Below are 14,753 nucleotides of genomic sequence, written 5' to 3'. Positions count from 1 at the left end.
GCAAATCCGCCGCATAATCAGACCAATCAGATGGGCCACATCCTCTCTTAGATCAGAGCGCCATCTGTCCCAAAATCCCTGACGACGGACAATCTCCCGGACGAATGACCACATCTAACCAGCCTCCGTTTCCTAAATAGATGAACCCATCGTCTCGCAACCCCTCAGAAAGACCATAAGCGTTCTTTGACTCGTCAATTGATCCTTTGAATTCTGGTAAATGCTCCAAGCAAACCACCTCGAATGCTTCCAGAAGACGGTGCGCTCCATCTTCCACCTGACTACCTTGGGCCGATGCGATTGATATGACGCTGAAGCCCAGTACAACGCTCAGCCAACAGCCACGTGCATACTTTCGCATTTGTCTTGCTACCTTCCTATACGTGAATAGTTCGTCATAATCACAACTTAGGCTATTATTTTTGATGCTAGTAACATCCACGGCAAACTGAGCACGTAATGGAACGCGTTTCACGCTACTTTCACTCGTTCCATTTCTCTTACTTTTTTATATCCGCTTTGCTGATAACACCCGCTCAATACCGGATTACGCGCTGAGGAAATATTGGCACAAAAATCAACACCATCTTTCGGCATGTGACAGTAGTAATCCTTCTCGTGGAGGGGCACCGGTTAAACCGAACAACTCCAATTGTTCCCTTGTGACCGTGCATTCAAACCTATGGTAAGCAACACTTAAAGTTAAAGTCGCACGATCTCCCAACCTCGTATTTAAATATCGGTATTCTTTAAGCAGTCTATAGTCAGTGTTCTCATCGGCACTAATTAGATACTGCCATTTCGCAAGATGATCTACATCATCACCCATTCCTGCACTTATATAGTGGATGCCTGATGAGGGAATATCAGGTAATAGGGTTCGAAATTTCTTGGATAATTGTTCATCCCTGCCATCCACGTCCAAGTATACCGAGCCTTCATCGCCCCTGGAAATAGTCACAGATTTAACAAAACTGCCAGAGTTGAGAGGTGTCCAAGTTCTGTCCTTTCGATCATCAAATGATGCTCCAAATTTTTCGGAAGCGTAGTCTTTAGATCGTCTGAAGTCGGGAAGCCCATCCAGGCAGATTTCTTTGAACATGTTGAATGCTTGTTGGAAACTTGCGCGCGCTTTCCCATTTTGCAGTTTCGAACCTTCCTCGCCATCAGAGGCTGACGCCGTCAGAAACGTTCCAAGGCTTGCTAAAATGATCAGTATGTAACATTTGCCGGTGATCGACACAGTTCGCACCTTTCATGAAAAAGAAAAAACTCAGCCCCGGATGTGGGCTGTTTAGGTGAATCTTATTGAATGAGAAATTTGAGTTTTGTCGTCATTGAAAGGATTGCCAGCAAGGATACTTTCGGTTTCAACCTTTAGGAGGCTACACTGAGCATTCTAAATCCACTTTAGAATTGCTTCGTTGCCTTCATAAAACTTGGTAACCGCGGTGTTGGCCTGATCAACACTGCAAACAATTTCCGCAGGATATTCGCCATATTGGCCACCGGCACAAATTTCAATCAGATCGTCCTTTGCCTCGGCATCGCTAGCAAGCGTCAAATTCTGTCCACCGCCCGTAAAGGTGACAATACAATGCTGTCCTCCTCCACCAACCATTAGTGTACTGCCGTCGGCGCGCTCAAAATAGGCAAGGGTGTGAACAGCACCATCCAACATACCAACGATGTTTGTTGCTTCGGATACCTGCGTAACTTCATAGGTTTGCTCAACGTTTTTTACACCTTGGCGTTTATCTAAGATCGCTTTCATTATCTTGGCCTGATTACTAACGGGCCCTCCGGCCCAATGACTGTAAGCTGGTTTAGGCCAAGTTGTTCAACCATTGACCTAATCCCACCATTTTGGTTGCATGCTGTACAGGGTGTACGGTCCACATATAGTGTTAAATCTTGACCACGTACATCAATCCCGCGTTGTTGAATTTGGTTCAGTGCATCGATTTCAGCATGGGTACGTGAAATCGCATTTACACCTGCCACAGGCTGTCCGTGCCCGTTGATGCCGTAAATCTGTTGGCCGTTCACTTCCACCATCGCCAATGTGCTTCGATCTGATGTCGAGCCTGCCGGCGGCAATCCAAGTTCATCCCTAAACTGCGCAAGGTCCTCAAACCCAGTTCGATTAACGACATTGGGTACAAACTGGTTTCCGTCGTCGAGATACCCAATGGCTCCATCAATATTTGTGACCAAAAAGCGTCCGGTGTCATCGACGGTCTGAGACACGGGTTTGAAGATGTTGCCGACATCGTCGAACACCGCGATGATTTGATCGCCGTGTTGCATTACTAAACGACCGCCTGTCGCAGCTGTCGCACCACCCACAGCAAAGAAGGTTTGACCCGCAGTGGCACCACTTAAACCCAGCCCTGCTTCACCGACGGCAGCGGTCAGATTGGTGAAGCAGAGAGGATTGGACGAGCAAGCTGCAAGTGCCGCAACAACCTCTGGCCCTGCAATAATTGCAGCTCCAACCAGCGCTGGGGCCGCGCCTGCGATCATCAGTGCCGTTGCGCCGTTTTCAAACTCCTCTTGTCTGTGTTTGGAAAACGATCTCAGGCAATCCGTGCCGACAGAGCAATTTGCTGCCGCAAACTCGTGATAGTCACCCAACAAGGTGCCATCAAAGTTACCCTTGTTGAAGGAAATGACGTAGCCTTGATAAAGGCCCTGATCATCCAGGCCGAGCAGACCTTCGACAAGTGCGTTGTCTCTTACATCCAGACCCGCGTCCGACAGTGCTTCTTCAAACCTATTGAAGGTATCCGCATAAACCGACTTCAAGTCCCTCAAATCGTCGAGAATACCTTGGACGCAGGCAATGTCGCTGCTGCTGATACAGCTGTTCAGCTCCAGGTTCTGAGCCATTGATGTGGCAGTGTATTCCAGCAAATGCTCTTCCACACAGGAAGTATCACCTTCACAGCTCTCTATGTTCGCAGTGAGTTCGGCCCATTGATCATGGGATAGGTAGTTGTTTTCGAGGCCACTTCTGGCAACGCTCGAAGCCACCACAACGTTGTCTGCTTCACCACCTGAGAAGGCAAACCCCGCCAACGCACCAATGACTTCAGAGTTTGCAAGCGCCTGCGCCCTCTCCTCCGGAGGCAAGTCTCCGAGCGTTCCTGCGTAAACACTCTGTGCGATTCCGCCTGCTGCACCAGCGGCGCAATCGGCGTCAGACGCCTCGGCAGCAGCGCAGCCTGCAAGGGCGTGGAGCAGTACATGCCCAGCCGAACCTTCCCAATTTTCGATGCCACTACCCAAATCACCGATCTCGAATTGAGCATCTGCCAGCGTCAGATTGGTGACTGTCTGTACAAGGCTTGCAGAGAACCCCTCAGCGAAGTCCGTCCCGTAGACGGCTGAACTCAGACCGGAGGAAATTGAGCCGTCCAACGCCCCTTCCAGAATGCCGGCCACCGTGAGTTGTGGACCTTTCGGATTACCAAGACCATTGATCAGCGCATCATTTAGGGGGCTGTTTTCGGGGATATTCAGGTTGATGCCTGATGTGAGTCCTGCTGATGCACCTGAGAACGCAGCTGCTTCCAAAATCGCGCCCAGGTCGAGATCTCCGGCTACGACACCATCCAACGTTTCGACGAGCGCTGTTGAAGTGAACGCATTGGCTCCATTGGAGACAGCTACCGAGGTCAGGTTTGGCAGCAACTCACCGACTAGCTGAGGCGCGACATATGCCGCCACCACAATTGACACCAGCGCCTTAAACGCAGGCGAGAGCTGCGTTTTCTCTTCATAGAAGTACTCATCTGCCAGTTCCTGGCTGATCAGTTCCAGCCCGTCTATGGCCAGAAGTTCCTCAGGATAGAGATCTTGCGGGTTCGGCGCATCAACACCTGCGGTTTGGTATACCACCAACTCAGCATCGCCACCGATGTCGAAATTCATGCCTTGTCCGGCAAGCAATTCGGTCAACACGGCCGTTTCCGTAAAGCTGGTCTCGGTGATCGTGGTCATGGTGACCAGACCCATGTCGGTCTCGAAAAACTCGGAGCGGTGACTGTCGATGGCGGCTTGAACCGAGAAATCACCACCTGTTGTGATGTTCAGGTTCTGACCAGCAGACAGCGTTGCGCCGACAAGCGTTGTGTCAGTGCCGGACACGATGCTTAGATCCAGGGCCGCCAACGCATCTGTGCCGGTGTTGATGTGATCGACCGTATGCAGTTGGCTGGATTTGCTCAGCAGCCCACCAAGGTAGCTCTTTTCTTTGACATGCGTCTCTTCGAACACGTCGGTGTAGGTGCCAACGAGGATATTGCCCTCAGTCGCAGTGAGGTTGATATCACCTGTGACGCTGGCAAGTTCTGTCCCAGCCGTGGTCAGGTCACCTGTCTCAGCGATAACATCTATGTCACTGCCAGCGGTGATCCCGACACCTCGATTGGTGACGGCAAGTGTGGATCGCGTTTCCTTCTTCTTCGACAAGAACCCGCTGCTGGTTTTGCGGGTTTCTGACTGGTAGATGTCTTGCGCAGCCGCAAGAACCACATCGCCAGCCGCTGCCAGATGTGCCTTTCCGCCCGCATCAATCTGCGTGCCGACCAGGACCGCATCACCACCCGCGTTGGCGATAAAGTCCCCACCTGTGGACAGTTGCGTAACCTGGGCGGTCAGGGTCAGGTGATCCGTGCCGTTTTTCGCATCGCCTTCGCTGTATTGAACACCAGACTGCTCGGCGAGCAGGTAAAGACTGCCACCTGCCGTCAGACGCGTGTCCCCTGTGACCTGAGCCTGAACACCGGCCAATGTCATGTCAGCAGAGGAGATGATCGACAGGTCACCACCCACGTCAAAGCGCGAGGCAAGATTCTCGGTGATCTTGGTGACGCTTGTATTGGTGTAATATTCTTCTGTCTGCGCCAGACCTTCGATAGTAACATTGCCAGCAGCAAATATTGAGGTGTCAGAGCTCGATCTGATCACCAGCGCCTTGCCTGAGAAATTCCCACCCGTGATGATGTCAACCAGATCACCACCAAGTTCGGTGTCCTCGAATGTAATGTTCCCGAAGGATGTCAGGGACAATGAGCCATTCTCAGAAATCAGCGACCCACCCGAACCGGTAATCCGGCCAGCAACGATTGTCAGATCACCAGTTTCTGAGGTGTTGGCTTTGTCTAGGGAAGCGAGCAAGCCTGTATCTGACAAGCCGAACCGGTCACCAAAGCCGTTGAATCCTGTCCCCGGACCCTGAACTGCGTCCCCGCCTTCATAGGAGGTTCCGTCGCTCGGATATCCATTCCATTCAGCGGGTCGATTGATGTTCTGGAACAGCTCATCCTGGATTTGCAGGCGATCCAGAAAATAGTCGGAAGAGATGAAGTCTTCGTAGGAAACCGGGGTTGTCCCGAAGTTTGTCCGACCCACTCCAATCAAGGTATCCAGGCTGGCCAGTTCCTGAAGCTCTGGTTGAACCGGTGTCAGAGACGCCCCGGGGACAACGAGGTCAGGCAATGGCGCGCTTGTCACGGCTGAACTATCGCGCGGCGCAACAACGTTCGAGGTTCCGGATCTGATATCGCCATTCGCCACAACTGATGTGCTGCTGATGTTGACAGCGCCGCCCGCCAGGATTTGGCCTATCTCCGACGTAGCTCCGTTGGAAGTCTCACGCGAGACTGGCGAATAGGTCACTCTTTCTGTGCGTGTGGTGAAGGCCGCGTCACTTCCGCCGCTACCCTCGTTGATCTCGATGGTCAGGTTTCTCGTGTATGTCGCAGTGTGCGTGACCCGGGTGTCCTGATACCCATTGTTAGCAAAACTCGAGCTTTGAACGTCGATGCCGCCTTCAGCAGAGATCAAACCAGCGTCGTTGCGCACAGTATCTGCCTGAATTGCAATGCCTGCGCCCGACAGAATTTCCGGCTTAGCCCCGGAAGCCGCAACAGACGTGCCTGTGCTCCATGTAACACCGCCCCTGTTCGAGAACACGCCGTCAAAGCTATAAATGGTTGCGCAGCTGCTCGCTCTGTCCGCACCGCCATTCGACCGGCTGCTGGTGAAACAGCTTTCTAGTTCGAGATCAGCTGGATTGGTTGAAACCCTTCGGCTGGCTGTCTTATTGTCAGGATTTCCCGCGAATATCTCCACACCCGACGGTGAGGGTTCAGTCACTATGCTGTCGAAACGGTTGTCAAAAGTCTCTGCTTCGATAGCGAGGCCACCGTCCGCTTCGATGCGTCCAGATTGGTTGAGGACAGTGCCATCACGGGCCACAAGCTGCATTGTGTCACCGGACTTCAGCAGACCACCGCGGTTTTTCAGATCCGAACCGCTGCGCAGCTGAAGGTCACCGCTGGCTTTGATCGTGCCGCGGTTTTCCAGATCACCGCCAAGATCGAGCAGGAGATCTCCATCAAACAACACCTTTTCTGATGCGCCGACAGACAACCCACCTGAGTCCAAGGTGACGGCAAGCCCATCACCTGCGCGCAGCTGGTTGAAATGAGATGCATTGAGCCCGCCGTTCAATGAACCCGACTGAAACTCCAACACGGATTGACCCACCGCCAGTGCATCTGCACCTAAGCTGGTTTGTCCAGTCACCGCTACATTGGTGTTCCGCGCATTGATCTGCCCCTGAAGGTCGAGATCCCCCGCTGTCACCGACAGATTTGCCTGCTGCCCTGCGACCAGATCACCATCGATGATCGCCTGATCCTGAGCTGTCACCGACAGGCTTTCGACGGCAGCGATCTGGGATTCGTCGCTTGTCCGGATCTCGTCACCGGCTACGGTGACAGATTGCCCCCGTGACGATCCTGTGTGAACAACCGACCCGTCTGTCGCCTGAATGGTCAGCTCTTCAAGCGCCTGCGCCTGACCGTCAATCCGGGCGTCACCTCCGGTGAGAGCCACAGACTCCGCAATCAGTTCAGAATCCGCACCTGTTACAAGCTTAGTTCCGGCCGTCAGCGAAGCCGCTTCCAGGGCAGCGGCTTTGCCGTCGAACGTCAGCAGTGTCAGCGCATTCACATCAATGGACTGAGCGAAGACTTCGGAGTTGCCGTCCAGCCCCACAGAGCTTCCAGTTGATGCAGCCGCAAACGCGTTGCGCGCCACAATCGCGCCGGAAATGTTCAGCATCCCCGCGCTTTCCAGACGGATTGCACCGCCCGCTGCCTGACCGTTGAAGGTCAGGTCGCCATTGCTGGTTCTGATGTCGATCAAATCTCCGCTCTCGGAGGTGATCGCACCTTCCAGAAGGATCGGACCCTGGTTGCGGACCTGGACGCGCCCACCCGCACGGATCTGCGGTGTATGACCACCAGCAGGAGCGCCCAGCGTAAGCTGCCCATCAGTCCGCAGCGCAATGTTGGTTGAGGACGCCATATCCCCATTCAGACGCACGCCCACGCCATTTTCGGTGGCAATCAAACGGATTGCGTTGGCATACATGCCACCAAGAGCGGCGACGTCCACAGCCAATGCGGGGGCAGCCCCTTCACCGGCCTGCTCGGTGATCCCGGTCACCGCGCCCGTTTCCGGATCGTAAGACCAGTTATAGTCCACCTGGTTGGCACCGGCGACGACATTGAGCTGATCTGCACGCATCTTGCCGTAGATCGCTGCGGCACGGGCGATCACATCGACGCGGCTGGTGTCGGTCAGAGCAATCCTGTTCTCCGGGTTCAGACCTCCGGTGCCGATTGTGACCGTACCCCGGCGTACATCGAACCCGGTGAGCGCACCGTTGCCGGCAAATTGCGGCTTACCGGTCGTTAGGGTCGCACGGCCAGTGTTAATGAAGCCGCAGCCGTTGCAGGTGATGCCAAACTCGTTGGCGACCACCACGTCCATGCGCTTTCCGGCAACTTCCAGAATGCCGTTCAGCTGAGTCTGATTGCCCCCGACGACCTCACCGATCCAAAGATCGGCCTCTCGTCCTGGCCTCAGATTGCCGTTGCCCTCAATCACGCCACCGAGCTGCGTGTTGGTGATCGTGGCCGAGTTGTTCAGGATCAGATCGTCGGCCTGAAAGTCGGTGTAGACATCGTGACTGACGCCCGCGCCATTTGGGGTCGAGATGTTGATGACAGTTGTGCCGTTTAGCGACTGGTCGACATGTGGGCGCGGACCTGTGTTCGGGCCGACAGGCTGGATGTTCTGCGCATGAAGCAAAGCAGGTTGTATCGTCAACGCAAGCGTCAGGACCGAAGAAACAACTTTCTCAAAAACACGACTACGCATGGTTACGGCTTCCCAAATTACTTTGCTCAACAAAACGCTTCATCAGAACTGCAACCTCAGACTGACATACCCAACGGTCTTGTCGGATTCGAAGGCTGGATTGGTGTTGGGTGGGGACTCGTCAGGTCGGCTTAACGCGTGCGCCACCTGCATCTGCAAGGTAACCTGATTGTTCATGATGATGTCTGCGCCAAGGCTGATACCTGCCAGATGATCCTGAGACCAGCGGAGCAGGGCCGACGGTTTGACATACCCGAAGTCGAGGCCCGCATTCATGCGCACTTCAAACCTGGGCGCCTTATAGGCTCCCCATTCGACGGTGTTACGCAGATAGATCCCGGTGTCGCCATAGAGGCTGTTGTCGTGAAAGCCCCGAACGGTGCTCCAGCCACCAATGCCGAACTGTTCAATACCCGGCAGGATATCGTCCGAGTATTGCCCGGCCAGAGTACCCCGATAGGTAAGCCCGCTTTTCCCTAGCGGAGCAGAGAAATCAGCGCGGAGTTTCACAAGACGGAATTCCTGATCGATGACGCTGAGTTCAGGAATGTCTGCCGCTAGCGCATCAAGCCCGGCTTTCACGCCTATGTTCCAGAACAGCCGACCCTGCCCGATGGTGCTTTCGCCCCGAAGGCCAAGCGAGGCAACTGTGAGGCGCTGGCGCTGACTGGTGATCTCGATATCGTTGATCGAGGTTTTGGTTCTGTTCAGCTTCAGATCACCGTAGGCATAGACCTTCGATGTCTGGTTCCGCATCAACAGTCGCTCAGTCAGCAGGATCAGATATTGGCTGCGTCCTTCTGTGACAAAGGACTGGTTGATGCCTTGGGTGATGAAGCGATAGTCGCTCGTTCCAAAATCCGCATTGAACAACCAGTTGCCCACCGGCAAGCCCCAGTTGACAGAAACAGAATCCGAATAGCGTTCACCACGTTCTTCAAATGGAGTGGTGGTGATTCCGATCCGCAGCTGGTCATTGAGGTTTAACCCGTTATCGAGTCCAAATGTGCTGGTGCCTTTGATCCGGCCGGTGGACTCAAAACCGGAATTGTCGAATTGGAAATCCAAGTACCATGGGCGTCGCTCTTGCACGTCAACCTGAATGAAGGACCCGCCAGGTGTTTCTCCGGGCACGAGCTGGAACTGGCCGCTGGCCGACCGGGGTGCGTTGATATTCTCTAACCCCTGTTCCAGATCGCGCAGGTTCAGAAGGTCACCACGTGCAGTCGGAAAGGCCGTATTCAGACGCGCATCCGCTGGCTGGCCGGTTCCATAGACATAGCCTTCTATGCGGCCCGGCACGATGGTGATCGCCAGAGACCCGTCTGCAATGTCCTGTTCCGGCACGTAAGCGCGGGTCGTGATGAACCCCAACTCCTGATAGAATGTGTTGATCAGGTTCAATGTCTGCGCGATGTCGGCTGCTGTCGCACAGGTGCCGATCAGATCGCGATAGCCTTCGGGTTCTCGTTTGAAGGCCTCAAAACCTTTGAGATCAATACTGCGGATCTCAAAGCAAGGGCCACCCGGGGGAGGGACATAGAGTTCCTCTCTAGCGGTCTGGTCCTGTACCACATCCTCACGTTCTTCAAATTCCCGGCGGCGTTGTTCCTGTTCTTCCGTCTGCTGGGTTTGCTGCTGAAGAATTTCGTTGCCGATGCGCTGCAAATCACCGGGTGAGACGCCTTGCGCTGAAACGGCTGCTGCCGTCAGCAGAAGCGCGTTGAGACCGAGTACTGAGGTCAGGAAGAGGGATCGCAAACCCATCAGTTGTCCCCCGCCGTTCTGAATTGATTGTAAGCGGCGGTGAACCCGCGCAGAGAAACCGGGAAATCAACCGCCTTGTCGCGAGCGGTCCAAACTCGGGCTTTGACTTCCAGCCCCCTCCGGAATGCCGCCAGGACATCTCCGTCCATCCGAAACCCCGCGTGGCAGCCAAGCTGATCGCAAACCTCATACAAGACTTTGAAGGGACGGCGTTTGTCCACGTGCAACTCGATGCCCGGAGCCAGATAGACACCAACAGGAACCGTTATGACTGCATAGCTTTGGCCCGTGTCTTCATCGTCAGAAACGCTAAGCAGAAAGACTGGCGGGCCATTCTCTTCGGCGGCAACGCTCTGCATCATATGGCAGGCGACATCCTCTTCCACCGGCTGGCACAATACCCGCCAGTCCGAAAACACCTCTTCCGCAGACTGGGGCTCAATCACTTGTGCCAAGGCCGTCGACTGGAAGAGGGCGAGACCCATACTCACGGCCAGCCGGTATAGAGATCCGCTCCTCATGCGCATTCAAACCTGTAGGTTATGCGAACATGCGGCGTGTTTACGGGAAAGCTCGCAGTCTGGACCAATTGCCCGGCAGCAGCATTCCATGTCTTTTGTGTGTATGTCGTTTGTTTGTCGAAAGGGGCCGACACTGAGCGGGACATGATGGTCGCGGGTCCCGCACAAATCTCGTTGAATGCGTTCTGGCTGAACTTATCCTGCTGATCGGCATGGTTTGCGCGCACTTCTATGGAGGCCTTAAAGCCGCCATTGCTCGACGGAGAGACGCTATAGATTTCTTTCAGGCGCTCAGGCGATGCACCTGAACACCCGCTCAGGAGACACAGAACAGCAACCGTGAGAAAAAGCAGATTTTTCATAACAGATGAACCAATCTGAACCAACAAAAACTCGAAGACCTGAAAACGGGACTACTGCGAAGCCTGATGCAGTGGAGTTGCTTGCCATTCGCGGGCAAAGCTCTGTGCTGCCTCCAGATCATCACGGTTCAGTTGTGTGTTCAGAGTGTCTCGCAGGGTGCGAGCTTCTTCCATGCCCCGCGCGGACGCCAAATTGGCATAGCCATGCGCTTTGATAAGATCCTTATCCACGCCGTTGCCTGACTGATAGGCTTTGGCCAACTCAAAGAGCCCCAGAGGATTGCCAGCTCCCCCGGTGCGCGAGAAAATCTCAAAAGCGGTCTCATAATTCTGCGTTACACCTGCGCCATCGCGGTAGGCCTGACCCAGATAGTTGATGGCTGCTACGTGGTTCTGCTCTGCGGCTTGCTGCCAGAATGCCACTGCGCTTGCCGCATCCTGATCTACGCCCTGTCCATCCGCGAATAGTAAGCCGCAATTGAATGCGCTGTTGGCATCGCCGGACTCTGCCGCCGCACAAATCAACTCCGCAGCGCGCTGATAATCCTGCAAGATCAATTCGCCATTCAAGTACATCAAACCGAGCCGGTTCTTCGCTAACGCACTGCCCTGATCAGCTGCCGCGCTATAGAGCTCGACAGCGCGGCGCATGTCGCGCTCAGTTCCCAGACCCATCTCAAACAGGCGCCCGATGAAGAACGCACCATCTGCATCACCATCGTCAAAACCAGCCTGAAACTCCTCGACTGCGCCCGAAACATTACCAGCTTCAAGGGCAGCAATGCCCGCAGGAACGTCGGCATATGCGGCACACGCGATAGATGCAAAAACTGCTCCGCCAAAAGCGGTTCTCAAAATACCCATTCCGTAACCTTTTGTTTATTTTATTAGCTTCTCGCTAACAAAGCTCACAGCACACGTTAAGGGGGAAAATCATATCGAACTTCACTAAAAAGTTATGCGCCTTTGGTCTGTGACCGCAATGTGGCAATTCGCGTCGATTGGAGAGGTGCATGGCCGGTTTGGCGCCACATTTGTATCCATGAAAACAAAATGTCTGAGCTTTTTAACTTTACCGAACTGACCCGGGAGACAGGCGATCCAGCTTCAGAGCTGCTAAACGACGAATCGATTTTCGAAAAAGTTACTTCGCAAGTGTGATGCGGTTATCGACAAGCAAAAATACAGTAGAATGTCGCGCTCGAGTTTCCAACGGGACAAAAACGCCTGCTGGATGGCTACAACGCATGTCGCTCGGAGAATGACTTGGCTGGAAGAGATAGTTTTTTATGAAGAAAACGTCAATTCTTGGGACCATCCTGCCAGCTCTCAAAATTCGTCCCACATCTCTTCCAAGTATGCTTTTACGTCAAAATCAGGATCAACCTCTCCGATCTCGTCCGCACGCTGCATAATGTACTTTAACCATCAGTAACTTGATGACTGATGGGTTCCTTAGTCCTGCGCTCACCAAAGGCAGATCTTCTCAGAGATGGAAAGTCGTCGAAGCGGCTTCGGTCTTCGAATTCGAAAAGGAGTACATTTCGGCAAAAGCGTTGGCCGCTGACCTTCAAAGAGACCCATCAAATATGTGTATAGAGCTTTATAAGCAGGGTGTTGAGCCATTGGCGATTAATGGGAACAACCGGATAGTATTCCGTCGACGCGACCTACACTAAACTCACCTCTATCTTTTGCAAGCCGGCGCACCGCCGGCTTTTTTTCTTTGCCGTCGGAAGGAAAAACTATGCTGCCAAAAAGGAAGGTCCGATGAAGTAATTGGCATAGTCACATTTGATTTTATTGAGTTTTTTATTCGCAAAAAGGTAAACCTTTAAGGGGCGATCCAACTGAAAAATTCTCCATAGTTCTTCCATTAACTCGCGTGTTTCTTCCATTTTCTGGCCAACGCGACATTTCACACCCAGTACGTGATCCATCTCTGCATATATTCCGTTCGGGAGTATCGACCGGTTTGAAGCGGTTTATTGTAGTTTAGAAATGCGAGAATTATTTTCGATCTTGCGCCAGATGCGCAGCGTATCGGCAAGAAGCCGCACGGATACGATCGCGATTTTGGGTCAAACCGATCAAGGGCCAATTTGACGTTCTATAACCGTGATACAGCCCAGAGCAAACGTAACCAGAATGAAAGACTAGCGGCTCAATCGCCGCAACCACCGCCATCACCCGAACCACAGTCACCTGCATCATCGTCGGCAAACGGGTCGCCACTTTCAAAAATCAGCGTCATCTCACTTGTGGAGGTCAGTCCATTGAGGGTGAACACAAAACAGACGAGCGGTATGCTCAACCAAAGCGCTCCAAATAATAGATTGCCACTTTGGACGATAGAATTGCCGCCGACGCAAATGAACACCGCCAAGAAGATCAGCAACACGAAAGTTCCAAACCTGTCTTTTTGCTTCCAAATCCCTTTTGGGGGTGTTCCAAACAGGGCCGAATAGGCTTTGACTGTGGCTTTGTAGTCATCCAGATGTTGCGGGCCCGGACTGCCGGGATTGTGGTGCACGGGTTTGCCAAGCTTCTTGCAAAAGACATCCCAATAGTCGCGGCTGTGCTGCATATGCAAATGCCACACCAAATCAACCGCTTTCGAGGGAACATTGCGCTCTGGTCGCGTAGCACAAAGATACATGAATTTTTGATACTCGGCGATCGCTACATTGGCGGTATCGCGAGAGATGCAGTTTTCGGTCATCAGCTGTTCATTGAACGGCGTGCCCGCGGCATCATCAGGCATTTTGTGTTTCTTAATCAGCTCCCATAGCTGAGTATTGAGAGAGGTCATCGGAGCCTCCTATGTTTTCTCTTTTTTCAGTTTTTGACTAGCGCACAAATATGACAAGTATGTGACACCTTCCGGAATCTGCTTGCAGCAAGAATGCCGGAGACGAATTCGCAGCAAAACTGGCCTCGCTATTGCGCTAAGCAACATCGCATCGAAGCCAGCAGTCAAGGGCCGCATCTTGAATATCTTATGAGACAGGGCGCGCTGGTTTCCAACGGACGATACATGTTCCTGACCGACGACAGCGGTGTCGGATATGCACACAACGAACCATCGACGACATGTTATCGCGTGCCCCCCCTCAACGACCTTATGGTTCGCGTCATTCAAAGCGAGCTTAAAGGGCATCGCATCGAAGCATCGAGCCGGGACGTGATCCGCGAAGTTGGAAGCTATAAGAATGGAGTCTGTCCGAACTAGAAACATCAAAACAGGAACGGATTCTACATCCAAACGGCCTCGATCAAGGGGCTGGGTCACGCTTCTTCGATATGTCTGGCGGGTTGCCAATTAAGACTTCACTCCTGTTTGGATACCGATGGTAACCAAAGCGTTGGTCATTATCGGCCCACTCCGGAAGTTCGTCATGCTAGTGTTATGCTGCAGTTGCAGCCCGCATTCCGGACATTCGTTGCGCTTCAAAAATCTAGATCGGCTCCAATTCAAGTTTCGCGGACCAACCGGCCATTCAATTTGTGATTCTGAGTGGTGAGTTCTGGCTTTTCGGTAACAACAAAGTCTGGACCCCACCCGTGCTGTGAGATGTCCCACCACTGCGGTAGGGGGCGCATTCGGGTCGCATTTTGTTTCTGTAGGCGTCAAGCCGAACCGCATCTATCCGGGGTCACCTAGGGAGAATGGTTACAACGAGCGGTTCAATGGCACGCTCCGCCCGGAAGTTCTCAATGCCGAATGGTTCACCACAACCGAACGGGCCCAGAACATCATCAATCACTGGCACAAGCAGTACTATCATGCCCGCCCTCACCAGGTGCTCAACATGAGACCACCAGCTCCGGAAACCGTATTAGAGAAACGATAAATCAGTGA

Annotated in this window: 10 protein-coding genes; 1 reads left to right on the top strand and 9 read right to left on the bottom strand. The window is 53.3% G+C overall.

Annotation, left to right across the window (positions count from 1 at the left end; genetic code table 11):
- Positions 1-52: 52 nt before the first annotated feature.
- The 9 genes from ACR0IK_RS20790 to ACR0IK_RS20750 all read right to left on the bottom strand — a co-directional run bounded on the left by ACR0IK_RS20790 (position 53) and on the right by ACR0IK_RS20750 (position 13,703).
- Entirely contained in the window at positions 53-475 is a 423-nt protein-coding gene (locus ACR0IK_RS20790; protein ID WP_480643056.1) for a hypothetical protein, read from the bottom strand.
- 102 nt (positions 476-577) lie between these two features.
- The gene (locus tag ACR0IK_RS20785) at positions 578-1,243 is read right to left on the bottom strand and encodes a hypothetical protein (protein WP_480643055.1); all 666 of its coding nucleotides are present in this window, start codon (positions 1,241-1,243) and stop codon (positions 578-580) included.
- Between the two features lie 156 nt (positions 1,244-1,399).
- Positions 1,400-1,774 (bottom strand): hypothetical protein, encoded by a 375-nt coding sequence (locus ACR0IK_RS20780; protein ID WP_480595149.1) that lies wholly within the window; start codon positions 1,772-1,774, stop codon positions 1,400-1,402.
- Positions 1,774-8,241 (bottom strand): two-partner secretion domain-containing protein, encoded by a 6,468-nt coding sequence (locus ACR0IK_RS20775; protein WP_480643054.1) that lies wholly within the window; start codon positions 8,239-8,241, stop codon positions 1,774-1,776. The genes ACR0IK_RS20780 and ACR0IK_RS20775 overlap by 1 nt, the downstream gene beginning before the upstream one ends.
- Before the next feature lie 42 nt (positions 8,242-8,283).
- On the bottom strand, positions 8,284-10,008 hold the full coding sequence (locus ACR0IK_RS20770; RefSeq protein ID WP_480643053.1) for a ShlB/FhaC/HecB family hemolysin secretion/activation protein: 1,725 nt from the start codon (positions 10,006-10,008) through the stop codon (positions 8,284-8,286).
- The gene (locus ACR0IK_RS20765; protein WP_480595163.1) at positions 10,008-10,493 is read right to left on the bottom strand and encodes an invasion associated locus B family protein; all 486 of its coding nucleotides are present in this window, start codon (positions 10,491-10,493) and stop codon (positions 10,008-10,010) included. The genes ACR0IK_RS20770 and ACR0IK_RS20765 overlap by 1 nt, the downstream gene beginning before the upstream one ends.
- Positions 10,494-10,525: 32 nt before the next feature.
- Positions 10,526-10,891 carry a hypothetical protein gene (locus ACR0IK_RS20760; protein ID WP_480643052.1) on the bottom strand — a complete coding sequence of 122 codons (366 nt, stop codon included), beginning with the start codon at positions 10,889-10,891 and terminating at the stop codon, positions 10,526-10,528.
- Positions 10,892-10,942: 51 nt separating this feature from the next.
- Positions 10,943-11,755 carry a tetratricopeptide repeat protein gene (locus ACR0IK_RS20755; protein WP_480643051.1) on the bottom strand — a complete coding sequence of 271 codons (813 nt, stop codon included), beginning with the start codon at positions 11,753-11,755 and terminating at the stop codon, positions 10,943-10,945.
- 1,300 nt (positions 11,756-13,055) lie between these two features.
- Positions 13,056-13,703, bottom strand: coding sequence for a glycine-rich domain-containing protein (locus ACR0IK_RS20750; RefSeq protein ID WP_480595175.1), 648 nt, complete (start codon positions 13,701-13,703; stop codon positions 13,056-13,058).
- A 757-nt stretch (positions 13,704-14,460) separates the two neighbouring features.
- Between ACR0IK_RS20750 and ACR0IK_RS20745 the strand changes: the two genes are divergently transcribed.
- Positions 14,461-14,745 carry an integrase core domain-containing protein gene (locus ACR0IK_RS20745; protein ID WP_480595181.1) on the top strand — a complete coding sequence of 95 codons (285 nt, stop codon included), beginning with the start codon at positions 14,461-14,463 and terminating at the stop codon, positions 14,743-14,745.
- The last annotated feature ends 8 nt before the right edge of the window (positions 14,746-14,753 follow it).

The sequence above is a fragment of the Ruegeria sp. BF7 genome, assembly GCF_056538605.1.
Note: the sequence above shows the minus strand (reverse complement) of the source record. Positions and strands in the feature narration are given on the sequence as shown.